Source organism: Peterkaempfera bronchialis (genome assembly GCF_003258605.2).
Lineage (GTDB): Bacteria > Actinomycetota > Actinomycetes > Streptomycetales > Streptomycetaceae > Peterkaempfera > Peterkaempfera bronchialis.
On sequence record NZ_CP031264.1, the window covers coordinates 2,036,493 to 2,063,379 of the forward strand.

21 protein-coding genes are annotated in these 26,887 nt (G+C 72.4%); 5 read left to right on the forward strand and 16 right to left on the reverse strand.

Annotated features, from left to right (window positions below; genetic code table 11):
• Positions 1-30: 30 nt before the first annotated feature.
• From C7M71_RS08935 to folC, 9 genes are all read right to left on the reverse strand, one after another.
• Positions 31-1,560, reverse strand: coding sequence for a CYTH and CHAD domain-containing protein (locus C7M71_RS08935; RefSeq protein ID WP_114914269.1), 1,530 nt, complete (start codon positions 1,558-1,560; stop codon positions 31-33).
• Positions 1,561-1,619: 59 nt separating this feature from the next.
• Positions 1,620-2,822, reverse strand: a complete 1,203-nt coding sequence (rodA, locus tag C7M71_RS08940) for a rod shape-determining protein RodA (RefSeq protein WP_111495380.1) — start codon at positions 2,820-2,822, stop codon at positions 1,620-1,622.
• On the reverse strand, positions 2,819-5,107 hold the full coding sequence (mrdA, locus tag C7M71_RS08945) for a penicillin-binding protein 2 (protein ID WP_114914270.1): 2,289 nt from the start codon (positions 5,105-5,107) through the stop codon (positions 2,819-2,821). The genes rodA and mrdA overlap by 4 nt, the downstream gene beginning before the upstream one ends.
• A gap of 53 nt (positions 5,108-5,160) precedes the next feature.
• A complete protein-coding gene (gene mreD / locus C7M71_RS08950; protein WP_111493377.1) occupies positions 5,161-5,808 on the reverse strand; it encodes a rod shape-determining protein MreD in 648 nt (215 codons plus the stop codon).
• Positions 5,809-5,810: 2 nt separating this feature from the next.
• Positions 5,811-6,734: a rod shape-determining protein MreC gene (mreC, locus tag C7M71_RS08955; protein WP_114914271.1), complete on the reverse strand. Its 924-nt coding sequence runs from the start codon at positions 6,732-6,734 to the stop codon at positions 5,811-5,813.
• Positions 6,735-6,819: 85 nt separating this feature from the next.
• Complete coding sequence (locus C7M71_RS08960; RefSeq protein WP_111493389.1) at positions 6,820-7,845, reverse strand: rod shape-determining protein; 1,026 nt, start codon at positions 7,843-7,845, stop codon at positions 6,820-6,822.
• Between the two features lie 376 nt (positions 7,846-8,221).
• Complete coding sequence (gene ndk / locus C7M71_RS08965) at positions 8,222-8,635, reverse strand: nucleoside-diphosphate kinase (RefSeq protein WP_111493381.1); 414 nt, start codon at positions 8,633-8,635, stop codon at positions 8,222-8,224.
• Between the two features lie 63 nt (positions 8,636-8,698).
• The gene (locus C7M71_RS08970) at positions 8,699-9,034 is read right to left on the reverse strand and encodes a DUF4233 domain-containing protein (RefSeq protein ID WP_111493383.1); all 336 of its coding nucleotides are present in this window, start codon (positions 9,032-9,034) and stop codon (positions 8,699-8,701) included.
• A 16-nt stretch (positions 9,035-9,050) separates the two neighbouring features.
• A complete protein-coding gene (gene folC, locus C7M71_RS08975; protein ID WP_111493385.1) occupies positions 9,051-10,433 on the reverse strand; it encodes a bifunctional tetrahydrofolate synthase/dihydrofolate synthase in 1,383 nt (460 codons plus the stop codon).
• A gap of 100 nt (positions 10,434-10,533) precedes the next feature.
• Between folC and C7M71_RS08980 the strand changes: the two genes are divergently transcribed.
• Entirely contained in the window at positions 10,534-11,568 is a 1,035-nt protein-coding gene (locus C7M71_RS08980; RefSeq protein WP_175607607.1) for an Lrp/AsnC family transcriptional regulator, read from the forward strand.
• Between the two features lie 313 nt (positions 11,569-11,881).
• Here the strand turns inward: C7M71_RS08980 and C7M71_RS08985 are convergent, their stop codons facing one another.
• Both C7M71_RS08985 and C7M71_RS08990 read right to left on the reverse strand, forming a co-directional pair.
• The gene (locus C7M71_RS08985; protein ID WP_114914272.1) at positions 11,882-13,456 is read right to left on the reverse strand and encodes a carboxyl transferase domain-containing protein; all 1,575 of its coding nucleotides are present in this window, start codon (positions 13,454-13,456) and stop codon (positions 11,882-11,884) included.
• Positions 13,453-14,700, reverse strand: coding sequence for a CaiB/BaiF CoA transferase family protein (locus C7M71_RS08990; protein ID WP_111490844.1), 1,248 nt, complete (start codon positions 14,698-14,700; stop codon positions 13,453-13,455). Before C7M71_RS08990 ends, C7M71_RS08985 begins: the two co-directional genes overlap by 4 nt.
• 335 nt (positions 14,701-15,035) lie before the next feature.
• Between C7M71_RS08990 and C7M71_RS08995 the strand changes: the two genes are divergently transcribed.
• Genes C7M71_RS08995 through C7M71_RS09005 form a run of 3 tightly spaced genes read left to right on the forward strand, consistent with a single transcriptional unit; the run spans position 15,036 to position 18,256 of the window.
• On the forward strand, positions 15,036-16,481 hold the full coding sequence (locus C7M71_RS08995) for an amidase (protein ID WP_111490843.1): 1,446 nt from the start codon (positions 15,036-15,038) through the stop codon (positions 16,479-16,481).
• A 12-nt stretch (positions 16,482-16,493) separates the two neighbouring features.
• A complete protein-coding gene (locus tag C7M71_RS09000; protein ID WP_111490842.1) occupies positions 16,494-16,778 on the forward strand; it encodes a hypothetical protein in 285 nt (94 codons plus the stop codon).
• Entirely contained in the window at positions 16,775-18,256 is a 1,482-nt protein-coding gene (locus C7M71_RS09005) for a sodium:solute symporter family protein (protein WP_229758623.1), read from the forward strand. Before C7M71_RS09000 ends, C7M71_RS09005 begins: the two co-directional genes overlap by 4 nt.
• 73 nt (positions 18,257-18,329) lie before the next feature.
• Here the strand turns inward: C7M71_RS09005 and C7M71_RS09010 are convergent, their stop codons facing one another.
• A complete protein-coding gene (locus tag C7M71_RS09010; RefSeq protein ID WP_111490845.1) occupies positions 18,330-20,966 on the reverse strand; it encodes a valine--tRNA ligase in 2,637 nt (878 codons plus the stop codon).
• A 146-nt stretch (positions 20,967-21,112) separates the two neighbouring features.
• On the opposite strand from C7M71_RS09010, the gene C7M71_RS31025 reads away from it, so the two are divergent.
• Complete coding sequence (locus tag C7M71_RS31025) at positions 21,113-22,084, forward strand: flagellar basal body-associated FliL family protein (protein WP_175607660.1); 972 nt, start codon at positions 21,113-21,115, stop codon at positions 22,082-22,084.
• Positions 22,085-22,189: 105 nt separating this feature from the next.
• Here the strand turns inward: C7M71_RS31025 and clpX are convergent, their stop codons facing one another.
• The 4 genes from clpX to tig all read right to left on the reverse strand — a co-directional run bounded on the left by clpX (position 22,190) and on the right by tig (position 26,737).
• Entirely contained in the window at positions 22,190-23,473 is a 1,284-nt protein-coding gene (gene clpX, locus C7M71_RS09020; RefSeq protein ID WP_111490841.1) for an ATP-dependent Clp protease ATP-binding subunit ClpX, read from the reverse strand.
• A 260-nt stretch (positions 23,474-23,733) separates the two neighbouring features.
• On the reverse strand, positions 23,734-24,390 hold the full coding sequence (locus C7M71_RS09025; protein ID WP_111490840.1) for an ATP-dependent Clp protease proteolytic subunit: 657 nt from the start codon (positions 24,388-24,390) through the stop codon (positions 23,734-23,736).
• A gap of 58 nt (positions 24,391-24,448) precedes the next feature.
• Positions 24,449-25,087, reverse strand: coding sequence for an ATP-dependent Clp protease proteolytic subunit (locus tag C7M71_RS09030; RefSeq protein WP_111490839.1), 639 nt, complete (start codon positions 25,085-25,087; stop codon positions 24,449-24,451).
• Between the two features lie 249 nt (positions 25,088-25,336).
• A complete protein-coding gene (gene tig / locus C7M71_RS09035; protein WP_111490838.1) occupies positions 25,337-26,737 on the reverse strand; it encodes a trigger factor in 1,401 nt (466 codons plus the stop codon).
• Between the last annotated feature and the right edge of the window lie 150 nt (positions 26,738-26,887).

Sequence of the window (26,887 nt, forward strand, 5' to 3'; positions counted from 1 at the left end):
AGGGTACGCCACGCCGGAGCGGTCGGGGGATCAGCCCGTGTGCCGCCGGCGCAGCCGCCGCCGGGAGGCGCGGCGCCAGGCGCGGGGCAGCTGCCGCTCGGCCGTGGCGGCGCGGTCGTGCTCGACCTGGTGCAGCAGCCCGTAGCTGAAGGCGGACTCGCCCGCCGCGTCGGCCTGCGCGGCCAGCTCCCGCAGGGCGGTGCGGGCGACCACGCTGTCCTGGTGCTCGCCGAGCAGTTGCTGCATGGCCTTCAGCCGGGCGCCGAACCGCTTTGCGGGCCTGCCCAGCACCGGCCGGGCGGCCTCGGCCGCGTACCGGGCGCGTTTGGCGGCCTTGCGCGCCTCATGCAGCAGCAGATCGCGCTGGTGGCCCGGCGGGGCTGCCAGGGCGACCTCCATCCGGCGGGCCAGCCGCCGCCAGTCGCGCCGCACCGCCCGGGACAGCACCCGGGCGGCCGGGCGGTGGGCGGCGGGCAGCAGCGGCGGCCGGCCCGCCAGCGCGTCCAGGGCGTCCAGCAGGGCGAGGTAGCGGGGGCTGTCCAGCGCCGCCTGGAGTGCGGCGCCGGTCTCGGCGCGGCGGCGTACCGCCCGGATCCGCAGCCGGGCCGGGACGGGGCCGACGACCAGTGCGTCCGGGAGTTCGGCGACCCGGGTGTCCAGCCGCTCGGTGAGCACCTCGCGGTCCCGTTCGGCGCCCAGTTCGGCGCCGAGCCACTTCAGCTCCTCGGCGAGCCACTCGGTGGCGCGGCGGTCCAGCACGGTGCGGAAGGTCTTCAGGGTGCTGCGCAGCCGCCGGGTGGAGACCCGCATCCGGTGCACCGCGTCCGGCCGGTCGCGGCGGACGGCGGCGTCCAGGGCGGTGAGCTGCTCGGTGTGCTCGGCGAGGTAGCGGAGGACGGCGTCCCCGGCGGTGGTCCGGCGGCCGAGGACCGCCGCGGCGGGGGCCGGGCCGATGCCCAGGACCCTGGCGAGCTTGGAGGCGGCGGCGCCGCGGTGCAGGCCGGCGGCGGCGAGCTGCCGTTCCACGGTGTCCAGGAACGCGGGGTCGGCCTCGGCCAGTTCCACCTCCACCTCGGCCCACTCCACCGGGGCGGCCACCTCGGGAGCCGATCGGTCGATGCGGTGGGCGGTGACCCGGTCCCAGGCGACCTCGGCGAGGGTCCGCCCCTCGGCGTCCCGCAGCAGCCGCACCTCGCGCACGCTGACCAGGCGGACCACCGGCAGCAGCGGGCGGCCCCGGGTACGGGCCCGGACCAGGGCGGCCAGCTGCGGCGGCACCTCGGTGCCCGTACCGAGCGGCAGCCGGATCTCCTCGCGGGTGTCGGGGCCGACCGGCAGCTTGAGGTGCCAGCCCGCGTCACCGCCGCCGGTCCGGCGGCGCAGTGTGCTGCCGTGGGTGACGAGCCGCAGGTCGGCGGTGTCGTAGTAGGTGGCGTCCAGGGTGGCGGTGGGGCCGTCGGCGACCTCGGCGACGCCCTCGATGCCGTCCAGCGGGGGCAGCGCGGGGGTGCCGCCGGCGGTCTCGTACTTGCGCTCGATCTCCTGCACCGTGCCGGTCATGCCCTGCGCCTGCCCCGTCAGGTGCGGACGGCACCTGACGGGGGGCGGCTACACCATGGCTAGGCGGAGAGGGGCCGCTGCATCCGGACCGACTGGAGCAGTCCGATGCCCATCCAGACGGCGAACATCGAGGAGCCGCCGTAGCTGACGAACGGCAGCGGCAGGCCCGCCACCGGCATGATGCCGAGCGTCATGCCGACGTTCTCGAACGCCTGGAAGGCGAACCAGGCGACGATGCCCGCCGCCACCACGGTCCCGTACAGGTCACCGGCCTGGCGGGCGACCCGGCAGGCCCGCCACATGACCACGCCCAGCAGCACCAGGATCAGCCCGGCGCCGACGAAGCCCAGCTCCTCCCCCGCCACCGTGAAGATGAAGTCGGTCTGCTGCTCCGGCACGAACTGGCCGGTGGTCTGGGTGCCGTGGAAGAGGCCCTTGCCCAGCAGGCCGCCCGAGCCGATGGCGATCCTGGCCTGGTTGGTGTTGTAGCCGACGCCGGCCGGGTCCAGGGCGGGGTTGGCGAAGGCGGCGAAGCGGTCGATCTGGTACTGGCTCAGCAGCTTGAACTTCCACACCGCCAGCGCACCGGCGACCCCGGCCGAGATCAGCCCGAGCACCCAGCGGTTGGGGGCGCCGGAGGCCAGCAGTACGCCGAGCACGATGACCACCATCACCATCACCGAGCCCAGGTCGGGCATCAGCATGATGATGCCCATCGGGATCGCGGCCAGCAGCAGCGCCTGGATGACGGTGCGGTGGTCGGGTGTCTCCCGCTCGCCGGCGTCCACCCGGGCGGAGAGCAGCACCGCCATCCCCAGCACGATGGTGATCTTGGCGAACTCGGACGGCTGGACGGAGAAGCCGCCGCCCAGCACGATCCAGTTGCGGTTGCCGTTGATGGTGGCGCCGAGCGGGGTCAGCACGGTGAGCAGCACCAGCAGCGACAGCACATAGAGGAACGGCACGGCGGTGCGCAGTCGGCGATGCCCTATTCCGATGATCACGGCGAAGAAGCCGATGCCGATCACGGTGTTCAGCAGGTGCCGCAGCAGGAAGTACTGCGGGTCGCCGTGGTTGAGGTCGGTGCGGTTGCGGGTGGCCGACCAGACCAGCAGCGAGCTGCCGAGGGAGAGCGCCAGGGCGCAGAGCACCAGCACCCAGTCCATCCGGCGGACCGGCGAGTCGCGGTCCAGCAGCCGTTGCAGGGCGTTGCGGCGGGGGGCGAGCCGCACGGTGCGGTACGAGGAGGACAGGCCGCTCATGCGAGCCTCCTGAGCTGGCGGGGGTCGGCCCACAGGGCGTTGCGGTCCGGGGGCAGCGCCGTGCTCTCCAACGGGCCCGAGGCGGTGGTGAAGATGCCTCCGGCGGGTGCGAGGGCGGGGGCGGTGTCGGCGGTGGGGGCCTTGCCGGGGGTGGGGGCCTTGCCGGGGGCGGTGTCGGTGTCGGCGGTCTTGACGACCGCGCTGCCGTCGGCGTTGAACTTCGGCAGCGTGGACTGCGGCTTGGGCAGCAGCGCCAGCTTGGGGTCGACCTTGCCGTCCTTGACGCCGTACAGGCCCTCGTAGATCTTGCGGATGGCGTCACCCGAACCGCCGGAGCCGGTACCGCCCTGGGAGATGGTCATGACCACCGCGTAGTCGTCGCTGTAGGTGTCCAGCCAGGAGGTGGTCTGCTTGCCGACGACCTCGGCGGTACCGGTCTTGGCGTGCAGCTCGATCTTGTCCTGGGGCCACCCCGCGCTGGTGAACTTCCAGGCGGCGGTGCCCTCGGTGACCACGCCCGCGGTGGCCTGGTTGATGTACTGGAGGGTCTTCCTGTTGTCCGGGAGCCTGCCGTCGACCTTGGGCTTGATCTCGCGCACCAGCTTGCCGTCCGGGCCGACGACGGCCTTGGCGATGGCGGGCCGGAAGAGGGTGCCGCCGTTGGCGAGCGCGGAGTAGATGCGGGCCATCTGGATGGGGGTGACCAGGGTGTCGCCCTGTCCGATGGAGTAGTTCACCGAGTCACCGGCGCGCATCACATAGCCGTCGGCGCAGTTCTCCGCGGCGACCTGGGTGGCGTAGTCGTGCTTGCCGCTCTTGGCCTGGCGGCACCAGTCCTCGTGGTTGGCGTCCCAGTAGTCCTGCTTCCACTTGCGGTCCGGGACCCGGCCGGGGACCTCGCTGGGCAGATCGATGCCGGTGGTGGCGCCGAGGCCGAACTGGTGGGCGGTCCGGTAGAACCAGTCGGCGGGCTTCTTCTTGGGCCTGGTGCCGCCGTCCTTCTGCCACTGGTCGTAGGCGAGGCCGTAGAAGACGGTGTCGCAGGAGACCTCCAGCGCCTTCTCCAGGGTGATCGGTCCGAAGCTCTCGCCCTCGAAGTTCTTGAACTCCCGGTTGCCGATGGTCATGCTCGGCGAGCAGAGGTAGTGCCCGTCCAGCGAGTACCCGGCCTGCACGGCCGCCGAGGTGGAGACGACCTTGAAGGTGGAGCCGGGTGCCGACTGACCCTGGATGGCGCGGTTGAGCAGCGGATAGTTGGACTTCTTGTCGGTGAGGGTCTTGTAGTCCTTGGCGGAGATGCCGCCGACCCAGAGGTTGGGGTCATAGCTGGGCGCGCTGGCCATGGCGATGATCCTGCCGGTGCGCACATCCATCACGACGGCGGCGCCGGAGTCGGCCTTGTAGTAGCTGTTGGTGACGGTGTCCCAGGTCTTCCGGGCCACCTGCATGGCCTCCAGCAGCTCCTTCTCCACCAGCGCCTGCACCCGGGCGTCGATGCTGGTCACCAGGTTGTTGCCGGAGACGGCGGGGGTGGTGCCGGCGCTGCCGATGACCCGGCCGAGGTTGTCGACCTCCAGCCGGTTGACGCCGCTGGTGCCGCGCAGGTCGTCGTCGTAGACGGACTCCAGACCGGCCCGGCCGATCTGGTCGGCGGGCTGGTACTTCTCCCGGCCGGTCTTGTGCGCGGTCTTCTTGACCTCCTCGTCGGTGACCGGCGAGAGGTAGCCGAGCATCTGGGCGGCGTTGGCGCCCGCCGGGGAGGGGTACTGGCGCAGCGCGGTGGGCTGGGCGGTGACTCCGGGGAAGTCCTCGCGGCGTTCCATTATCTGCATGGCCTGCTGCGTGGTGGCGTCGGTGGTGACCGGGATCGGCTGGTACGGGGAACCGTTCCAGCAGGGCTTGGGGGTGGTCGCGTTGCAGAGCCGGACCTTGTCGTGGACGTCCTTCTCGGACATGGACAGCACCCCGGCGAGCCGCGCCAGCACGGCCTGGCCGCCGTCCTTCTGCTGGAGCAGCGAGGTGCGGCTGACCGAGACGACCAGCTTGGTGGTGTTGCCGGCCAGCACCCGCCCGGAGGCGTCCAGGATCTCGCCGCGCACGGCGGGCTCCACCACCTCGCGGATGTGGTTCTGCGAGGCGGCGGCGGTGTACTCCTGGCCGTTGCGGATCTGGAGGTACCAGAGGCGGCCGCCGAGGGTCGCCAGCAGGGACAGCACGAGGACCTGGAGCACCACCAGACGGATCGTCACCCGCCGGGTGCGGCCGGTCTCCGGGATGTTGCTCACTCAACACTCCTGTACATGGGTGCTACGGCTTCCGGCGGTGGGCGTCACGCCCGTCACGGACGTCTGACCAGGCCCGACAGGCGGCCCTTCCGCTTGCCGCCGCCGTAGGAGGTGCCGCGTGCGTAGGCGGAGAGGGTGCCCATCGCCGAGCCGCCGGCCGAGCCGCCGGGGCCGATGCCGCTGACGGTGACCATCGGGTCCGGCTCGCCGCGCCGGGCGAGCGCCATCACGGCGGGCACCACGAACGGGGCCAGCAGCACGTCGTACACCAGGGCGGTGAAGACCAGTCCGGCCAGCCCCACATGGCGGGCGGCGGTGTCGCCGACCAGGGCGCCGACGGCCGCGTAGAGCAGCGTGGAGGCGACCGCCGCGACGGCCACCACCAGCAGCGGGCCGGTGACCGACCGCAGGCTGCGGCTCTCCGGGCGGGCCAGTCCGGCCGCGTAGCCGAGGATGCAGAGCACCAGGGCGTAGCGGCCGATGGCGTGGTCGGAGGGCGGGGCGACATCGGCGAGCAGTCCGGCGGCGAAGCCCACGATGCAGCCGCCGGTCGGCCCGTACACCAGGCCCAGGCCGACCACCACCAGCAGCAGCAGGTCGGGGACGGCGCCCGGGAGCCCGAGCCGGGCCAGCACGCTGACCTGGACGACCAGGGCCACCACGATGAGCACGGTGGGGAGCAGCATGCGGTTGAGGCGCATCGTCAGCCCTTCTTCCTCGTGGTCGTGGCAACGGACTTGGGTGCGGCCGGGGAGGCGGCGGGCTTGGGCTTGGGGGGCAGCACCGTGTCGCGGGGGTCGGTGCGGGGCTCCTCGACGACCACGCCCACCAGGTCGAGCTTGGTGAAGGAGACAAAGGGGTCGACCAGGACGGTCTTGGTGAGTTCGCCCGGGGTGGCCTCCACCTCGGTGACGGTGCCGACCGGGACGCCCGGGACGAAGGGGCGGCCCTTCTGCGAGCCGAAGGTCACCAGCCGGTCGCCCTTCTTCACCTGGGCGCGGCCGTTGAGCAGCTGCACCTTTATCGGCCGGGTGCCCTGGCCGGTGGCGAAGCCGATCTCGTCGCTGCCCTCCATGCGGGTGCCGACGGTGAAGTCGGGGTCGGAGGCCAGCAGGACGGTGGCGGTGGTGTGGCCGACGGTGGTGACCCGGCCGACCAGTCCGGCGCCGTTGATGACGGTCATGTCGCGGGCGACGCCGTCGTCGGTGCCGGCGTCGATGGTGATGGTCCAGGAGAAGCCCTGGGCCGCTCCTATGGCGATCACCTGCGCGGCCTTGATGGCGTACTGGCCGGAGCCGGCGGTCTTCAGCAGGCTGTCCAGCTGCCTGGTGCGCGAGCCGGCCATGTCGGAGGAGGCCAGGCGCTGCTTGAGTACGGCGTTCTGACGCTCCAGCCGCCGCATCCGGTCCTGGTGGGAGCCTGCGTCGCGGACCGCCCGGATGCCGTCGGCCACCGGGTTGACGGCGGAGGCGACGCCGTTCTCGACCGGGCCGAGCACGGTCGAGGCGGCGTCGCGGGCGCCGTTCAGCGGCGAGTCGTCGCCGCCCCGGATGTCGACGGTGATCAGGGCGAAGGCGATGGCGACCAGCAGGATGAGCAGCAGCCGGCTCTCTCGTGTGTCCCTCACGGTGCTCGGACGAGCCCTTCGTCTCTGGGGTCGGCCCGGGGCGCCGGCCGGGCCCTGGAGCCCGGCCGCGGCGCCGCCGGTTTGGCTAACGACGCGGCTGCGAGTCCAGGACCTGCTGGAGCGCCTCGAACTCCTCGACGCACTTGCCGGAGCCGAGCGCGACGGAGTCCAGCGGGTTCTCGGCGATGTGGATCGGCATGCCGGTCTCGCGGCGCAGCCGCTCGTCCAGGCCGCGCAGCAGGGCGCCGCCGCCGGTGAGCACGATGCCCCGGTCCATGATGTCGCCGGCCAGCTCGGGCGGGCACTGGTCGAGGGTGGTCTTCACCGCGTCGATGATCGAGTTCACCGGCTCGTCGATGGCCGTCCGGACCTCGGCGGCGGAGATCACGACGGTCTTGGGCAGTCCGCTGACCAGGTCGCGGCCACGGATCTCGGCGTGCTCGTCCTTCTCGCCGTCCATGCCGTACGCGGAGCCGATGGACATCTTGATCTGCTCGGCGCTGCGCTCGCCGAGGAGCAGCGAGTACTCCTTCTTGATGTGCTGGACGATGGCGTTGTCCAGTTCGTCGCCGGCCACCCGGATGGACTGCGCGGTGACGATGCCGCCCAGCGAGATCACGGCGACCTCGGTGGTGCCGCCGCCGATGTCGACCACCATGTTGCCGGTGGCCTCGTGGACCGGCAGACCGGCGCCGATCGCGGCGGCCATCGGCTCCTCGATGATGTGCACCTGGCGCGCACCGGCCTGCGAGGACGCCTCGATGACGGCGCGGCGCTCGACGCCGGTGATGCCGCTGGGGACGCAGACCACGACCCGGGGGCGGGCCAGGTAGCGGCGGCGGTGGATCTTGAGGATGAAGTAGCGGAGCATCCGCTCGGTGATCTCGAAGTCGGCGATCACGCCGTCCTTCAGCGGCCGGATGGCGACGATGTTGCCGGGGGTGCGGCCGATCATCTTCTTGGCCTCGGCGCCCACCGCGAGGATGCCGCCGGTGTTGGTGTTGACCGCCACGACCGACGGTTCGTTGAGGACGATGCCGCGACCCCTGACGTACACCAGCGTGTTGGCGGTGCCGAGGTCGACAGCCATGTCACGGCCGATGAACGACATGTTGTTCGCCATGGGATCAGGGGGCCTTCCCGAACTCGAGGGTGGGGGTGGCAGGCGGTGCTGGACAGCCGTGCCGACGTGCTGCGTCACCGGCATCGCCGCACCGGGCGGGCAGCCCGTGAGCCGTCCCCCATCGTAGCCACGCCCGCTTTGGGGACGCCTACGCACACCGTCCGCCCATTGTCGGTGCGCGAGGAGTGTTCTCACGGGATTGGGACGCCGTGTCGGTGCGTGCAGTTCCCGGTCGGACGATCATCGCAGCAGATCATCGGGGTGGTCCGGGGCTGCGGACCACCCCGGGGCAGGGCGGCGGGACCGCCCCGCGACGACCCGCCGCCGGGCGGGGCGGCGGGCCGTGCGGACCCGGCCGTCCGGGTCAGGCGTGCGCCGGGAAGAAGATCTTGATCTCGCGCTCGGCGGACGCCTCGGAGTCGGAGGCGTGGATCAGGTTCTCCCGGGTGATGGTCGCGAAGTCGCCACGGATGGTGCCCGGGCCCGCCACGATCGGGTCGGTCGCCCCGGCCAGCGCCCGGATGCCCTCGATCACCCGCTCACCCTCGACGATCATGGCCACCGACGGGCCGGAGGCCATGAACTCCAGCAGCGGCTCATAGAACGGCCGGCCGAGGTGCTCGGCGTAGTGCTGCTCCAGCGTGGCCCGGTCGAAGGTGCGCAGCTCCAGCGCGGTGATGGCCCAGTCCGCCTTGCGCTCGATGCGGCTGGTGATCTCGCCGATCAGACCGCGGCGGACGCAGTCGGGCTTGAGCAGGACGAGGGTGCGCTGGGACACGGGGCGGCTCCGGAAGAGGTGCGTACGGGACAGGGATGGTATGGGCAGGAGGTTACCCGGGCGTCATACCTGCGCCGCCGCCCGGGCCGCCTTGATGGCGTCGATCCTCCGCCCGTAGCGCACCGAGCACCACCACAGGGCGGCGAAGACCGCGCCCAGCACATACATCATGGGCACCACGGCGCCGGCGGCGATCAGCCCGAGCTGGAGCGCCCAGCCGAGGGCCACGCCGCCACGGCGGCCGACCACGCCGCAGAGCAGCAGGCAGAGCACCATCGCGGCGCCGCTGACCGCCCACAGGGCGCCGTGCGGGACGTCGGAGAGCTGCATGGCGACGAGGGCGGCGAACAGGATCACCAGTGCCTCGCCCAGCAGGGTGGAGGAGCACAGCATGCGCATGGGTGGGGGTTCTCTCTCAGTTCCGGCCGAGGAGGATGCGGGCCTCGCCGACGGTGATCACCGAGCCGGTCACCAGCACACCGGCCCCGCCGAGGTCGCCCTCCTGCTCGGCGAGTGTGACGGCGGCCTCGATGGCGTCGTCCAGCCTCGGCTCCACCTGCACCCGGTCGGCGCCGAACACCTCGACGGCGAGCGCCGCCAGTTCGTCGACCGGCATCGCGCGGTGGGTGGAGTTCCGGGTGACCACCACCTCGGCCAGGATCGGCTCGAACGCCTCCAGCACCCCGCGTACGTCCTTGTCGCCGCTGGTGCCGACGACGCCCACCAGCCGGGTGAAGCCGAAGGACTCGCTGACCGCCTCGGCGGTGGCCCGCGCACCGGCCGGGTTGTGGGCTCCGTCCAGCAGCACGGTGGGGCTGCGGCGGACCACCTCCAGTCGGCCCGGCGAGCTGGTGCCGGCGAACGCCTGCCGTACCTTGTCGCCGTCCAGCGGCTCGCTGTGCGCGGTGCCGACGCCGAAGAACGACTCCACGGCGGCCAGCGCCAGCGCGGCGTTCTGCGCCTGGTGGGCGCCGTGCAGCGGCAGGAAGAGGTCCTCGTAGGTGTGGCCGCCCAGGCCGCGCAGGGTGACCAGCTGGCCGCCGACCGCCAGGTCGCGGCGGACCACGCCGAACTCCATGCCCTCGCGGGCCACGGTGGCGTTCACCTCCACGGCGCGGCGCAGGATGGCCTCGGCGGCGTCCAGCGGCTGCTGGGCGACGACGGCGAGGGCGCCCTCCTTGATGATCCCGGCCTTCTCCACCGCGATCCGGCCGGGGGTGTCGCCCAGCTTGTCGGTGTGGTCCAGGCCGATGGGGGTGATCACGGAGACGGCGGCGTCGATGACATTGGTGGCGTCCCAGGACCCGCCCATGCCGACCTCGACCACGGCGACGTCCACCGGTGCGTCCGCGAAGGCCGCGTACGCCATGGCGGTCAGCACCTCGAAGAAGGAGAGTGGGATGGGCTGCGACTGGTCGACCATGGAGACATAGGGGGCGATGTCGCGGTAGGCCTCCACGAACCGGTCCTCGGAGATCGGCTCCCCGTCCAGGCTGATCCGCTCGGTGATGGACTCCACATGCGGGCTGGTGTAGCGGCCGGTGCGCAGGTCGAAGGTGCGCAGCAGCTGCTCGACCATGCGGGCGGTGGAGGTCTTGCCGTTGGTGCCGGTGATGTGGATCGCCGGGTAGGACCGCTGCGGCTGGCCGAGGATGTCCACCAGCGCCGCGATGCGGTCCAGCGAGGGCTCGAGTCTGTTCTCCGGCCAGCGCCGCGCCAGCTCGGCCTCCACCTCCCGCAGCCCGGTTTGGAGATCGTCGGCGGAGGGGGTCGAGGACTGGCGGGGTGCTTTGCTCACGGGTCAAGTCTACGAAGCGCCGGAGGCCGTTCCGTACGGGCCCGCCGAGCATGGGCGGCCCGGCTGGAGTCGCGGCATCCCGGCCGACGATACTGGCCGGGTGAAGGCAGCCGATGTGACCGTGGACGACCTCGACCGGCGCATCGTCGCCGCCCTCCAGATCGACGGCCGGGCCTCCTGGCGCCGGATCGCCTCCGCGCTCGGCGAGCCGGAACGCACGGTGGCGCGGCGCGGGGCGCGGCTGCTGGAGGCCGGACTGGTCACCGTGACCGGGCTGATCAGCCGGGGCGAGACGGTGATCGTCCGGCTCCAGTGCCGGCCGGGCACCGTCCGGGACGCGGCGGTGGCCACCGCGCTGCGGGGCGACACCGTCTTCAGTTATGTGCTGGCCGGGCCGCTGGACTGCGTCGCCGAGGTGCAGTGCCCGCCGGAGCAGCTGGCCCGCTTCATGCTGGACGAGCTGCCGGCGCTGCCGGGGATCGCGGTGCAGCATGTGTCGCCGGTGCTGCGGTACTTCCGTACGGTCCACGAATGGCACCCGGGCATCCTGGACGCGGCGGAGACCGCCGCCCTCTCCCGGTTCCCCGCCCCGCCGGAGGGGGTCTCGGCGCCGGTCGAGGAGCTCGGCCCGGAGGAGTGGCGGATCCTGGAGGCGCTGGCCGAGGACGGCCGCCGGACACACGAGGAGCTGGCCGCCCTGGCGGGCGTCTCGGAGGCGACCGCCCGGCGGCGGGTGGAGTCGCTGTCGCGCAGCGGCCGGATCAGCATCCGGGCCTCGGTGGAGCCGGCGCTGCTGGGGCTGCCGGTGGAGGCGCTGCTCTGGATCCGGACCCGGCCGGACGAGGTCGCGGGGGTGGGGCGGCTGCTGCTGGAGTCGCCGCTGGTGCGGTATGCGGCGGAGGTGATGGGCGAGTACCAGCTGCTGGTGGACGTCACCCAGCCGTCCAAGGAGGCGCTGCACCGCTTTCTGAGTACCGAGCCGTGGGTGCGGAAGGCCGAGGCGGTGCAGTCGAGCCTGGTCGTGGAGGCATGGAAGCGCAGCGCCGCCCCCACCCCGCTGCTGCGCGAGCGCCTCGCCCAACAGCGGAGCGGCACCGACGACCTGACCTCGGCCGGGGGCGTCGGAGCGCGCTGAGCCTCCGGCCGCCTGGGGTCAGCCGTGACACCGGGCGGGCTGCGAGCCGTGTGGTGGGGGTCTGGGCTCGGCCGGGGGTCGCGGTGCACTGAGTCCCCCGTCGACCGGGGGCCAGCCCCGCAGGGCCGCGGGGCGGTAGCAGTCCAGGCTGGGCGGCGAGTCAGGTGGGCGGGGCGGAGGGGTCGCAGCGCACTGAGCCCCCCGCCGTCCGGGGGTCGGCCCCGCAGGGGTGCGGGGCGTCAGCGCACCGGGCGGGCGGCGAACCGCGCGGCTGGGGGCTGGGCTCGGGTGGGGGTGTTGCGGCCGCTGGGGGTCAGGGCTGGATGGGGCGGTAGCGGTTGAGGCGGGCGGCGAGTCGGGTGGCGGGGGCGGCGGCGGACTGGGCCAGCAGCTCCGCTTCGAGGGCGGCGGCGGTGCGGCGGAGGAAGGCGGGGCCTTCGGCGGCGGCGTCCGGCTGCTCGGGGAGGATCCGGTCGACGATGCCGCCGCGCAGCAGGTCGGCCGCGCCGACGCCCTGGTCGGCGGCGAGCTGCGGGGAGTGGTCGGCGGTGCGGTACAGGATGGCCGAGGCCCCCTCGGGAGGCAGCGGGGCGAGCCAGCCGTGCTGGGCGGCGAGGATCCGGTCGGCGGGGAGCAGCGCCAGGGCTGCGCCGCCGGCGCCTTCGCCGAGCAGCAGGGCGACGGTGGGGACCGGAAGGGCCGTCAGGTCAGCGAGGCAGTGCGCGATCTCGGCGGCCAGTCCGCCCTCCTCGGCGTGCACGCTGAGGTCGGCGCCATGGGTGTCGATCACCGTCAGCAGCGGCAGCCGCAGTTCGGCGGCGAGCCGCATGCCGCGCCGGGCGGTGCGCAGGCCGCCGGGGCCGACCGGCCCTGCGGTGGCGGCGCGGTCGCGGTCGTGGCCGACGACGACGCAGCGGGCGTCCCCGAAGCGGGCCAGGGCGAGGCGCAGTGCGTCGTCCCGTTCGCCGGCGGCGGTGCCGCTGAGCGGGACGACGGTGGCGGCCTGCCCGAGCAGGGCGGAGAGGCCGGGGCGCCGGGGGTCGCGGGAGCGCTGGACCGCCTGCCAGGCGGTGGGCGGCGCAGTCACGGGGGCTGGGTCGGCGGGTGGGTCGGCGGGTGGGTCGGCGGGTGGGTCGGCGGGTGGGTCGGCGGGTGGGTCGGCCGGGGCCGGGGCGGTCCGCCGGGGCGGCAGCAGGACGTCGAGGACGTCCAGCAGGGCGCCGCGCAGCCGGTCGGTCGGCAGGACGGCGTCGACCAGGCCCCGGCGGTGCAGGTTCTCCGCCTGCTGGACGCCCGGCGGGAAGTCCTCGCCGTGCAGTTCGCGGTGGACCCGGGGTCCGAGGAAGCCGACCAGGGCGCCCGGTTCGGCGCTGGTGAGGTGCCCGAGCGACCCCCAGGAGGCAAGCACGCCGCCGGTGGTGGGGTGGCGCAGGTGGACGAGGTAGGGCAGGCCGGCGGCCTTGTGGGCGCGTACGGCGGCGGCGACCCTGACCATCTGGACGAAGGCCCCGGTGCCCTCCTGCATACGGGTGCCGCCGGAGACGGGTGAGGCGAGCAGCGGCAGCCGTTCTGCGGTGGCCCGTTCGACGGCGCGGACCAGGCGTTCGGCGGCGTCGGCGCCGACCGACCCGGCGAGGAAGGCGAACTCGCCGAGGGCGAGGGCGACGCGGTGCCCGCCGGCCCGTCCCTCGCCGGTGACCACGGCCTCGTCCACGCCGCTGCGGTCGCGGGCGCGGGCCAGCGTGTCGGCGTACGGGCCGGTGGCCGGGCGGTGCGCGGGCGGGGTGTCCCAGCTGCGGAAGGTGCCGGGGTCCAGGATGCGGCGGGCCAGCTCCCAGGAGTCGGGGGCGGGGGGTGCCTGGAGGGCGGGGGCGGCGGCGGGGGTCACCGGGTGGCCCCTGCGGCGGCTGGGTGGCGGTCGGCGGGCGGTTCGGGGGCCGTGTCCGGGGAGCCGAGCCCCTCGACCTCGTCCAGCCAGGCGCGTACCGAGGCGTTGTGCTGGCCGAGGGTGGGCGGCGGGTCGTGGCGGGTGCGGCCGCCGTCGTCGAACCGCCAGGGGGTGCCGGGCAGTTCGATCGGGCCGAGGACGGGGTGGTCGACCTGCACGATCAGCCCCTGGGCGCGGGTCTGCTCCCAGGCGTACACCTCGTCGATGGTGCGGACCCGGCCGACCGGGACCCCGGCGGCGTCCAGCCGGGCCAGCCAGTCGGCGGCGGGGGCGGTGGCGAAGACCTGCTCCAGTTCGCGGGCGAGCCGCACCCGGTTGCGGACCCGGTCGGCGTTGGTGGCGTAGCGGGGGTCGGCCGGGTCCAGACCGGTGACGGCGGCGACCGAGCGCCACAGCGACTCGCTGCCGGCGGAGAGCTGGATGTCGCCGTCGGCGCAGTGGAAGAGGCCGTACGGCGCGATGGAGGGGTGCTGGTTGCCCTCGGCGACGGGGACCTCGCGGGCGACCGTCCAGCGGGTGCCCTGGAAGCTGTGGATGCCGATCAGGGAGGAGAGCAGCGAGGTGCGGACGGTGCGGCCGCGGCCGGTGGAGCGGCGCTCCAGCAGGGCGGCGAGGACGGCCTGCACCCCGAAGATCCCGGCCAGCAGGTCGGCTATGGGGGTGCCGACCTTGAGCGGGGCGCCGGGTGTGCCGGTGATGGACATCAGCCCGGCCTCGCCCTGGGCGATCTGGTCGTAGCCGGCCCGGCCGCCCTCGGGGCCGTCGGGGCCGAAGCCGCTGATGGAGAGGATCACCAGGCGGGGGTTGAGTTCCCGCAGCCGCTCCTCGGGGAAGCCCAGCCGGTCCATGACGCCGGGCCGGAAGTTCTCGATCAGCACATCGGCCTGCCGGACCAGCCGGGCTACCAGGGCGCGGCCCTCCTCGGACTTCAGGTCGGCGGTGACGGACTCCTTGTTGCGGTTGCAGGCGAGGAAGTACGTCGACTCGCGGGCGTCCTCGGGGCCCACGAAGGGCGGGCCCCAGCCCCGGGTGTCGTCGCCGCGCCCGGGCGCCTCCACCTTGACCACCCGGGCGCCGAGGTCGCCGAGCATCATTCCGGCGTGCGGACCGGCCAGGGCCCGGGAGAGGTCCAGGACCAGATGGCCGTGGAGCGGTCCCCGGCCGGGCTGCTGGCTGTCGGACATGCGTCCTCCTGATGCGCTGTGGCTGAAACATTCACGAGCGAATCACATGAGGCTGAATTCGTCCAGAAGTCATCTGTTGGACGCCAGATCCTTCCGGACTTCGCAACGCCGGACACACCGTCGCTGAGCTGCGGCGACGGCCGGGCACACAGGACCGTTCACCCGCTCGGCCCATGGCGACCGGAAAGTTCACTTGACTGGATGCATTGACTGAAACCGTCACGCCCTCGCATGATGGGGCCCACGTCACCCCCGGCCCGGCGCCCTGTCCCCCCGTGCCCGGCCCCGTGCCGCACACCCCGCCCCACCCCGACCCACCGCGCCCCTGGACGGCCATGACCGACGACATCTGCCATCTCGACGCCACCGACCTCGCGGCCCGCATCCGCCGCCGCGAGCTCTCCTCACGCGAGGTGGTCCAGGCCCACCTGGACCGGATCGCGCAGGCCAACGGCGCGGTCAACGCGATCGTCACCCTCGACCCGGAGGGCGCCCTCACGGCCGCCGCCGCAGCCGACGAGCGCACCGCGCACGGCGAGCCGCTGGGCCCGCTGCACGGCCTGCCGATCGCCCACAAGGACACCCACCTCACCCGGGGCATGCGCACCACGCACGGCTCGCCGCTCTTCGCCGACCACATCCCGGACCAGGACGAACTGCTGGTCCAGCGGATCGCCGCCGCCGGGGCGATCCGGATCGGCAAGACCAACGTCCCCGAGTTCGCCGCCGGGTCGCACACCTTCAACCCGCTCTTCGGCGCCACCCGCAACCCGTACGCCCTGGACCGGTCGGCCGGCGGCAGCAGCGGCGGCGCGGCAGCCGCCCTGGCCGCCGGGATGCAGCCGCTCGCCGACGGCAGCGACATGGGCGGCTCGCTCCGCAACCCCGCCTCGTTCTGCAATGTGGTCGGCCTGCGCCCCACCCCCGGCCGGGTCCCCTCCCTCCCGGCGGCCAACGCCTGGGAGACCCTCGCGGTGGCCGGGCCGATGGGCCGCACCGTCGCCGACACCGCGCTGCTGCTCTCCGTGATGGCCGGCCCCGACGACCGCTGCCCGATCGCGCTGGACGAGCCCGGCTCGGCCTTCCGCTCCCCCGGCGCCGCCGACCTCTCCGGCCTGCGGATCGCCTGGGCGCCGGACCTCGGCGGGCGGGTCCCCGTCGACCCCGAGGTGCTGGCCGTACTGGAACCCCAGCTCAAGGTCTTCGAGCAGCTCGGCGGCCGGATCGAACCCGCCTGCCCCGACCTCGACGGCGCCGACGAGGCATTCCGCACCCTGCGCGCCCAGGAGTTCGACCTGGGCCTCGGCCCGCTGCTCGACGCCCACCCCGGTGCCCTCAAGCCGAGCGTGGTCTGGAACATCGAGGAGGGCCGGCGGCTCAGCGGCGGTGACATCGCCCGCGCCCACGCCGCGCGCACCCGGCTGCACCTCGCCGCCACCGGCTTCTTCGACGCCTACGACGTGCTGCTCGCCCCGGTCAGCCAGGTCGTCCCCTTCCCGGTGGAGCTGGAGTACCCCACCGAGATCGCCGGGCAGCGGCTGCACACCTACCTCGACTGGATGCGCTCCGCCTACCTGGTCTCCGTCCTCGGCGGCCCCGCCCTGTCCGTACCGGCCGGCTTCACCCCCGAGGGCCTGCCGGTGGGCCTCCAGATCATCGCCCGGCCGCGCGCCGAGCTGACCGTGCTGCGGGTCGGCGCCGCCTATGAAGCGGCCACCCGGCACGGGCGGCGGCGCCCGGACCTGCCCCCGATCCCCCTCACCACCCCCCTCGCCGGCTGATTGGGAACCGCCATGAGAAAGCGGCATCTCGCCTGGGCCTCGGTGCCCGTGCTCGGCTTTCTGAGCACCCCCTACCTTCCCTTCGTCAACGGTCCCCACCTGTGGTTCGGCCTGCCCTCGGTGGTCGTCTGGGCGGTGCTGTGGACCATCGGCACCACCGTCGCGCTCGCCGCCGTGGAACGCTCCGCCGTCCGCGCCGGCATCGACGAGGACGACGCCCTGGACGACGCCCCGGACGACGTCCCGGGCAGCGCCCAGCCGGACGCACCCACCGACCGAGCGGAGGCCCTCCGATGAGCAGCACCCTCGCCATCTCCCTGGTCGGCATGGTCCTCATCGCCGGCCTCGGCTTCCTCGGCCGCCGCCAGCCGGCCCGCGAACTCAGCGAGTGGACCGTCGGCGGACGCCGCTTCTCCACCGCCACCACCTGGTTCCTCCAGGCCGGGGAGTCCTTCACCACCTTCAGCTTCCTCGGCCTGGCCGGCCTGGCCTTCGGCGGCGGCGTCGCCGCCACCTATGCGCTCGGCTATCTGGCGATGTCGCTGATCGGCATGTACTTCATCGGCCCCCGCACCTGGCGGCTGGGCCGCGACCACGGCTACCTCACCCAGGCCGACTTCTTCACCGACCGCTACCGCAGCCCGCTGCTGGGCAAGGTCGTGGCCCTGGTCGGCGCCGTCTTCCTGCTCCCGTACCTGCAACTGCAGATCACCGGGCTGGGCCTGATCGTCCAGCTGGCCACCGGCAGCAGGAACGGCAGCCATCTGAGCATGGTGGTGGCCACCGTGCTCACCGTCGCCTTCGTCCTCTGGTCCGGCATCCGGGGCATCGCCAAGGTCGCCTACCTCAAGGACATCCTGATGGTGGTCGCCCTGGTGGTCCTGCTGATCGCCGTACCGGCCACGCTGACCGGCGGCATCGGGCACCTCTTCCACACCATCCAGCAGAGCCACGCCGGGCTGCTCACCATCCACTCCGGCGACTACGACCGCACCTGGTTCACCACAGCCATGCTGATCAGCGGCATCGGCTCCGGCCTCAACACCATGCCGCACCTGTGGCCGCCGGTGCTCTCCGCCCGCAGCGGCCGGGCGCTGCGCTCCAACTACGTCTGGCTGCCGCTGTACCAGGTGGCGCTGGCCATCCCGGTCATCATCGGCTTCGTCGGGGTGCTCTCGCTCTCCCCGGACACCCCCGGCAACGGCGTCCTGCTGACCCTCAGCCACCAGGCGCTGCCCGGCTGGGTGGTGGGCGTGATCGCGGTGGCCGCCGCCGCTGCCGCGATGGTGCCCTCCGCCGCCATCGTGATGGGCATCTCCACCCTGGTCTCGCACAACCTGCTGCCCAGCCGCAGCGAGCGGGCCCGGCTGCGCACCAACCACCTCTGCGTGGTGGGCGCTTCCGGCCTGGCACTCATCCTCGGCATCGCCCGGCCCGACCTGCTGGCCAACCTGCTGCTGCTCACCTACGGCGGCCTCTCCCAGCTCGCCCCGGCGACCGTACTGGCGCTCGGCCGGCGCACCCGGCTGGGCGCCGTGCCCGCCCTGCTCGGCATCGTGACCGGGGTGGCCGTGCTCGGCTGGCTCACCTTCGGCGGGGTGGACATCGGCACCGTCGACGCCGGGCTGATCGCGATGGTGCCCAACCTCGCGGTGAGCGCCGTGGCGCAGCTGCTGCTCCGCCGCCGGAGCGGCGCCACCGCCGACCGGGAGGCGCCCGCGCCGGTGCACCGGCCCGCCGACGCCGGGGCGGCGGTGGGCTCGGCCGCGCACTGACCACTGCCGTGACACCGGCGAGGCCCGGCACCCCCGAGGGGGTACCGGGCCTCGCCGCCGTATCGCGTCAGCGTCAGGCTTCGGGCAGCGCCGCCAGCTGGGCCGTGATCCGGGCGATGTCCGCCTCGGCGGCGGCCAGCCGGGTGCGGATCTTGGCCACCACCGGCTCGGGCGCCTTGGCCATGAAGTTCTCGTTGGAGAGCTTGCCGCTGGTCTGCGCCAGCTCCTTCTCGGCGGCGGCCAGGTCCTTCTGGAGCCGCTTGCGCTCCGCCGCCACATCGATGGCACCGGAGAGGTCCAGCGAGACCGTGGCCCCGGCGACCGGCAGCGAGGCGGTCGCGGCGAAGCCGTCACCGGCCGGCTGGAGGCGCAGCAGCGACCGGATGGCGTCCTCGTGGGCGACCAGCGGGGTGCCGGCCAGGTCCAGCCGGGCCGGGACCTTCTGGCCGGGCTTGAGGCCCTGGTCGGCGCGGAACCGCCGGACCTCGGTGACCAGCTGCTGGAGGGTGGCGATCTCCGCCTCGGCCGCCGGGTCGCGGAAGCCCCGGTCGGACGGCCACTCGGCGATCACCACCGACTCGCGGCCGGTGAGCGTCGTCCACAGGGTGTCGGTGACAAACGGCATCACGGGGTGCAGCAGCCGCAGGGCGACGTCCAGCACCTCGCCCAGCACCCGGCGCGAGGCTGCGGCGGCCGGGCCGCCCTTGGCCAGGGTGGTCTTGGACAGCTCGACGTACCAGTCGAAGACCTCGTCCCAGGCGAAGTGGTACAGCGCGTCGGACGCCTTGGCGAACTGGTAGTCCTCGTAGAACGCGTCCACCTCGGCGACGGTGGCGTACAGCCGGGAGAGGATCCAGCGGTCCTCGGCGGAGAGGTCCTCCAGCTCCGGCAGCGGGCCCTCCACGGTGGCGCCGTTCATCAGCGCGAAGCGGGTGGCGTTCCAGACCTTGTTGGCGAAGTTGCGGGACGCCTGGACCCAGTCCTCACCGATCGGCACATCGGCGCCGGGGTTGGCGCCGCGGGCCAGGGTGAAGCGCACCGCGTCGGAGCCGTAGGCGTCCATCCAGTCCAGCGGGTCCACCGAGTTGGGGTTGGACTTGGACATCTTCTTGCCGTGCTCGTCGCGGACCAGGCCGGTGAGCGCGACGGTGTGGAACGGCGCGACGCCGTCCATCGCATAGAGGCCGAACATCATCATCCGGGCGACCCAGAAGAAGATGATGTCGTGGCCGGTCACCAGCACATCGGTCGGATAGAACTTCGCCAGGTCGGCGGTGCGCTCCGGCCAGCCCAGGGTGGAGAACGGCCACAGCGCGGAGGAGAACCAGGTGTCCAGGACGTCGGGGTCCTGCGTCCAGCCCTCCCCGGACGGCGGCTGCTCGTCGGGGCCGAGGCAGACCACCTCGCCGTCCGGGCCGTACCAGACCGGGATGCGGTGGCCCCACCACAGCTGGCGCGAGATGCACCAGTCGTGCATGTTGTCCACCCAGTCGAAGTAGCGCCCGGACATCTCCTTGGGGTGAATCTGCACCCGGCCGTCGCGGACCGCGTCCCCGGCCGCCTGCGCCAGCGGGCCGACCTTCACCCACCACTGCATGGAGAGGCGCGGCTCGACGGTGGTCTTGCAGCGGGAGCAGTGGCCGACCGCGTGCATATACGGGCGCTTCTCGGCGACGATGCGGCCCTGCTCGCGCAGCGCGCCGACCACGGCCTCGCGGGCCTCGTAGCGGTCCAGGCCGAGGAACGGGCCGTGCACGGTGACCCGGGCGTCCTCGTCCATCATGGTGACGGACGGCAGCTGGTGGCGCCGGCCGATCTCGAAGTCATTGGGGTCGTGGGCCGGGGTGACCTTGACCGCGCCGGTGCCGAACTCCGGGTCGACATGCGCGTCGGCCACCACCGGGATACGACGGTCCGTCAGCGGCAGGGCGATGGTCCGCCCCACCAGGTGGGCATAGCGCTCGTCGTCGGGGTGGACCGCGACCGCCGTGTCGCCGAGCATGGTCTCGGCGCGGGTGGTGGCCACCACGATGGACTCGTCGCCGTCGCCGTAGCGGATGGAGACCAGCTCGCCGGCGCTCTCCTCGTGCTCCACCTCGATGTCGGAGATCGCGGTGTGGCAGCGCGGACACCAGTTGATGATGCGCTCGGCGCGGTAGATCAGGCCGTCCTCGAAGAGCCGCTTGAAGATGGTCTGGACGGCCCGGGAGAGGCCCTCGTCCATGGTGAACCGCTCACGGGACCAGTCCACGCCGTCGCCGAGGCGGCGCATCTGACCGAGGATCCTGCCGCCGTACTCCTCCTTCCACTGCCAGACCCGCTCCACAAAGGCGTCGCGGCCCACGTCGTGGCGGGAGAGCGCCTCCTCGGCGAGCTGCTGCTCGACCTTGTTCTGGGTGGCGATGCCCGCGTGGTCCATGCCGGGCAGCCACAGGGCCTCGTAGCCCTGCATCCGCTTGCGGCGGGTCAGCGCGTCCATCAGCGTGTGCTGGAAGGCGTGGCCCAGGTGGAGCGAACCGGTGACGTTCGGCGGGGGGATGACGATGGTGTACGGCGGCTTCTCACTCTTGGCGTCTGCCTCGAAGTAACCCGCGGCTACCCAGCGCTCGTACAGCTTCCCCTCTACCTCGGCCGGTGCGTACTGGGTCGGCAGGGTGGCGGCGGCGCTGTGGTCCCCGGCCTGGTGGGCCTCGGGGCGCTGGTTCGTCATGTCGGTCACGACCCATAGTTTACGGATGCCCGAGGGCCGGTCGGGCACCGATGGTGCCGGGCGACGCGGATGAGCGCGGTGGGATACCGTGCCGCCCACGACGACCTATCACGACGCGCCGCCCCGGGCGGCCGGGGGAGACACCGATGTACGGGCAGGGACAGCAGTATCCGCAGGGCCCGGGGCAGCCGCAGCAGCCACCGTACGGGGGCTCTCCCGGTTACCCGCCGCCGCCCCCGCAGCAGCCCTATGGCGCACCGCCGCCGCAGTACGGCCAGTCGCCGTACGGGCAGCCACCACAGCAACCCCAGCAGCCCCAGCCACAGCCGCAGCAACCCCAGCCGCAGCCCCAGCCGCCGCAGCCGTACGGTGCGCCTCCGCAGTACGGGCAGCCCCAGCCCCCGCAGGGCTACCCGCAGCCCGGCCCCGGCTACCCGCCGCCGCCCCCGTACCAGCAGCAGCAGCCTTATGGCACCCCCGGGGGCTATCCCCCGCCCCCGGCCGGGCCGCAGAAGAGCCGCAAGGGGCTGATGATCGGCATCGTCGCGGCCGTGCTGGTACTCGGCGGCGGGGCCGCCACGGTGACGGCCCTGAGCGGCGGCGACGAGGGCGCGGACATGGCGGGCAACTACCGGATCGCCACCCCGACGACGCTGCCCGGCGGCTACGCCCGCACCACCACCAAGGAGCAGCCCACCGACGACGCCCAGACCGGCACCTTCGGCAAGGAGATGACCGCGGTGATCGCCAGCTACGTCGGCGGCACCCCCCGGTCGCTGCTCACCCTCACCGGCGCCTACGGGAAGATCTCCGACCCCAAGGCCACCATGGGCCGGGTCGAGGCCACCCTGGCGGAGAAGAAGACCCGGTTCAGCACACCGCTCCAGGACTTCCCGGCCAAGGACCCCAAGGACAGCGCCGCCGTGCTGCGCTGCGGCACGCTCCAGACCTCCAGCGGCGACATGTCCGCCTGCTACTGGGTGAACCACGCCACCCTGGCCACCGCCATCTTCACCGTGGTGCCGTCCTCCCCCGACACCCCCGCGCAGCCGCTCACCCTGGAGCAGGCGGCGGAGCAGACCCGCACCATCCGCGACGGCGTGGTGCAGCACCGCTGACCCGGCCCTCCCCCCGGCATGCGCTCGGGCCCCGGTACGAACCCTCTCGGGGGTTCGTACCGGGGCCCGACTGCGCGTGCGGGGCGCGGGGAGGCAGGCGCGGGGTCAGGCGCTCTTCTCGCGCCGCTCGCGCTTGATCATGTCGCGCGGGACCAGCGTGGGGATGGCGTGCTTGGAGACGACGTCGCCGGTGACGACCACCCGGGCCACATCCTTGCGGGAGGGCACCTCGTACATCACCGACATCAGCACCTCCTCCATGATCGCGCGCAGCCCACGGGCGCCGGTGCCGCGCATGATCGCCTGGTCGGCGATGGCCTCCAGCGCGTCGCGGGAGAACTCCAGCTCCACCCCGTCCAGCTCGAAGAGCCGCCGGTACTGCTTGACCAGCGCGTTCTTCGGCTCGGTGAGGATCTGGAGCAGCGCCTCGCGGTCCAGGTTGTGCACCGAGGTGATCACCGGGAGGCGGCCGATGAACTCCGGGATCATCCCGAACTTCACCAGGTCCTCCGGCATCACATCGCGGAAGAGGTCGCTGGAGTCGATCTCGTGCTTGGAGCGGATGGTGGCGCCGAAGCCGATGCCCTTCTTGCCGGCCCGGCCCTCGATGATCCGCTCCAGGCCGGCGAAGGCGCCGCCGACGATGAAGAGCACATTGGTGGTGTCGATCTGGATGAACTCCTGGTGCGGGTGCTTGCGCCCGCCCTGCGGGGGCACCGAGGCGGTGGTCCCCTCCAGGATCTTCAGCAGTGCCTGCTGCACACCCTCGCCGGAGACATCGCGGGTGATCGACGGGTTCTCGCTCTTGCGGGCGACCTTGTCGATCTCGTCGATGTAGATGATCCCGGTCTCGGCCTTCTTGACGTCGTAGTCGGCGGCCTGGATCAGCTTGAGCAGGATGTTCTCGACGTCCTCGCCGACATAGCCGGCCTCGGTCAGCGCCGTGGCGTCCGCGATGGCGAACGGCACATTGAGCATCCGGGCCAGGGTCTGCGCCAGCAGCGTCTTGCCGGAGCCGGTGGGGCCCAGCAGCAGGATGTTGGACTTCGACAGCTCGATGCCGTCGTCGCGGCCGCCGTGGCGGCCGCTCTCGCCCGCCTGCACCCGCTTGTAGTGGTTGTAGACGGCGACCGAGAGCGCCTTCTTGGCGACGTCCTGGCCGACCACGTACTGGTCCAGGAACTCATAGATCTCGCGCGGCTTCGGCAGTTCCTCGAACCGCACCTCGGAGGTCTCGGCGAGCTCCTCCTCGATGATCTCATTGCAGAGGTCGATGCACTCGTCGCAGATGTATACGCCGGGGCCGGCGATGAGCTTCTTCACCTGCTTCTGTGATTTGCCGCAGAACGAGCACTTGAGCAGGTCGCCACCGTCTCCGATGCGTGCCACGAGGTGCTTCCCCTTCGCCAAAGGCCCCGTGGGGGTCGGAGCCTGGTGCTTGGTATCCGACGGTACTCCGTCGGGCCCGCCGATCGACCGTCTTCGGCAGCTTGGCCGTACGCCCTGGGCGAATCCGGCCGAGGGGACCTGGAGGACGGCGGATGCCACCGGGCGCCCGCGCAGCGCACAGCCTTGGTGTCCGATGGTGCCAGGCCGCGACCCGCCCCCGGAAGACGGGGGGTGGGTCGCGGCCTCACGGCACCGTGGGCTCAGTCGATGAGCGAACTCTTGCGGGTGGAGATGATCTGGTCGATGAGACCGTACTCCAGGGTCTCCTCGGCGGTGAGGATCTTGTCCCGCTCGATATCCTCGCGGACCTGGTCGATCTCCTTCTTGGAGTGCTTGGCCAGCAGGGTCTCCAGCTGCTCGCGCATCCGGAGGATCTCCTTGGCCTGGATCTCCAGGTCGGAGACCTGGCCACGGCCGGTCTCGGTGTACGGCTGGTGGATCAGCACCCGGGCGTTGGGCAGCGCCATCCGCTTGCCGGGGGTACCGGCCGCCAGCAGCACGGCCGCCGCCGAGGCCGCCTGGCCCATGCAGACGGTGGAGACATCCGGCTTCACGAACTGCATGGTGTCGTAGATCGCGGTGAGCGCGGTGAACGAGCCGCCGGGCGAGTTGATGTAGATGGAAATGTCCCGGTCGGGGTCCATCGACTCCAGGCAGATCAGCTGGGCCATGATGTCGTTGGCCGAGACGTCGTCGATCTGCGAGCCCAGGAAGATGATGCGCTCTTCGAAGAGCTTGGCGTACGGGTCGTACTCCCGGATGCCCTGCGAGGTGCGCTCGACGAAGCGGGGGACGATGTAGCGGCCCTCGGCGCGCAGGCGCTCCTGGGCCTCGCCCATCAGGCTGGGGATGTTCATGGTTACTGGGCCTCCGTGTGCGTGCAGGCTGTCGTGGGAAACGGCTTCACCGGGCGTCTCAGGCGCCCGTGCCACCGCCGCCGGGGACATCCGCGGCGTGGTGCATGACCTCGTCGATGAGGCCGTAGTCCTTCGCCGCCTCCGCGGAGAACCAGCGGTCACGGTCGGAGTCCTTGGTGATCTGCTCCAGCGACTGCCCGCTGTGGAAGGCGATCAGCTCCGCCATCCGGTGCTTGGTGCGGATCAGCTGCTCGGCCTGGATGCGGATGTCGGTCGCCGAGCCGCCCAGACCGGCGGACGGCTGGTGCATCAGGATCTCGGCGTTGGGCAGCGCGAACCGCTTGCCCTTGGCGCCCGCGGTCAGCAGGAACTGGCCCATGGAGGCCGCCAGGCCCATGGCGATGGTCACCACGTCGTTCTTGATGTACTGCATGGTGTCGTAGATCGCCATGCCGGCGGTGACCGAGCCGCCGGGGCTGTTGATGTAGAGGTAGATGTCCTTGTCCGGGTCGGCGGCAAGGAGCAGCAGCTGGGCGGTGATCTTGTTGGCGATGTCGTCGTCCACCGCCTGGCCCAGGAAGATGATGCGCTCGCCGAGCAGACGGTTGTACACCTGGTCACCGAGGCCGACACCGGGAATGTCACCGGCGGCGCGGGGCGCCACGAGGCCCGGGGTCGCGAACTGGGGAGTCGTCACGTAGCCACCTGCTCAGTTGAATCGGACGGCCGGCCGCCCGGCCGTCGCGCGTCTGCTGTGCTGATTGTTCCTTCTCATGGACCCTAACGCGCGGCCCGGGCCCGGCCATCCCCCACGCAGAGCTGTTCGCTGTGAGCGCAGGCTTCACAGGCAGTGACGGCCCCTTCAGGGCCGGGCGTCACAGCACGGCGGGCCCGGGTGCGGCGTCACTCGCCGCACCCGGGCCCGCCGGGTGGTCCAGCCCGAGGATCAGCCCTCGGTGCTCTCCGAGGTCTCCGAGGTCTCCGAGGCGGTCTCGGTGGCCGCCTCGGCGGCCTCCTCCTCGTCCTCGTCCGCGAAGTCGACGGGGTTGCCCTCGGTGTCGACGACCTTGGCGCCCTCGACGACCAGCGCCAGCGCCTTCCCCCGGACGACCTCGCCGACCAGCAGCGGCACCTGGCCGCCCTGGACGACCTGCTGCGCGAACTGGTCCGGGGTGAGGCCGGAGCCGGCGGCGCGGCGGATCAGGTGCTCGGTGAGCTCCTCCTGGCTGACGGAGAGCTCCTCGTCGGAGGCGATCTGGTCCAGGACGAACTGGGTCTTGATGCCCTTCTTCGCCTGCTCCTCGGTCTCCTTCTCGAACTCCTCGACCGTCTTGTCCTGGGTCTTCAGCCAGGCTTCCAGGTCCAGGCCCATCTGGGGGAGCTGGTGGTGCTCCAGGTTGTGCTTGCGGGTCTCGATCTCGTCCGCGAGCAGCTTCTCCGGGAAGGGCATCTCGACCTTCTCCAGCAGCGCGTCCAGGACGCGCTCCTGGGCCTGGGTGGCCTGGTCGAACTCCTTCATCCGGGCCAGGCGCTTGCGCGAGTCCTCGCGCAGCTCCTCCAGGGTGTCGAACTCGCTCGCCAGCTGGGCGAACTCGTCGTCCAGCTCGGGGAGCTCCTTCTCCTGCACCGCGGTGACGGTGACCGTGACCTCGGCCTCCCGGCCCGCCTCGGTGCCGCCCTTGAGCTCGGTGGTGAAGGTGGCGGTCCCGCCGGCCTCCACGCCGATCACGGCGTCGTCGATGCCGTCGAGCAGGCGGCCGGAGCCGATCTCGTACGACACGGCGGTGGCGGTGCCGTCCTCCGGCACCTCGCCGTCGACCTTGGCCTCAAGGTCCAGGATCACGACATCGCCGGCGGCGGCGGCGCGCTCCACGGCCTTGACCGAGCCGAAGCGCTCGCGGAGCTGCTCCAGCGACTTCTCGATGTCCTCGTCGGTGACCTCGACCGGGTCGACGGTGACCTCGATCGCACCGAACTCGGGAAGGGTGATCTCCGGGCGGATGTCCACCTCGGCGGTGAACTTCAGGTCACCGCCGTCGCCGAGGTTCTCCACCCCGGCGATGTCGGTGATGTCGGGCTGTCCGAGGACCTCGATCTTGCCCTCGTCGACGGCCTGCGTGTAGAAGCGGGGCAGGGCGTCGTTGACGGCCTCCTCCAGCACCGCAGCACGGCCGAAGCGCTGGTCGATGACGCGAGCCGGGATCTTGCCCTTGCGGAAACCCGGAACCGTGACCTGCTGGTTGATCTTCTTGTACGCCGCGTCGAGGCTGGGCTTGAGCTCCTCGAAGGGCACCTCGACGGTGAGTCGAACCCGGGTCGGGTTCAGAGTCTCCACGGCGCTCTTCACGGTTGGGTCTCCTTGGGGCTTTGCGGTCGGTTTGTCCGCCGGGCGGGGCCCGTGAGGGCTGGGTGGCCGGCGAGACGGGTGATAGGCCACACGGAGCGGCATCTCCCGCGAGTGGACGGTGAGCGTGCTCCTCGCCCTCGGACGGCCGAA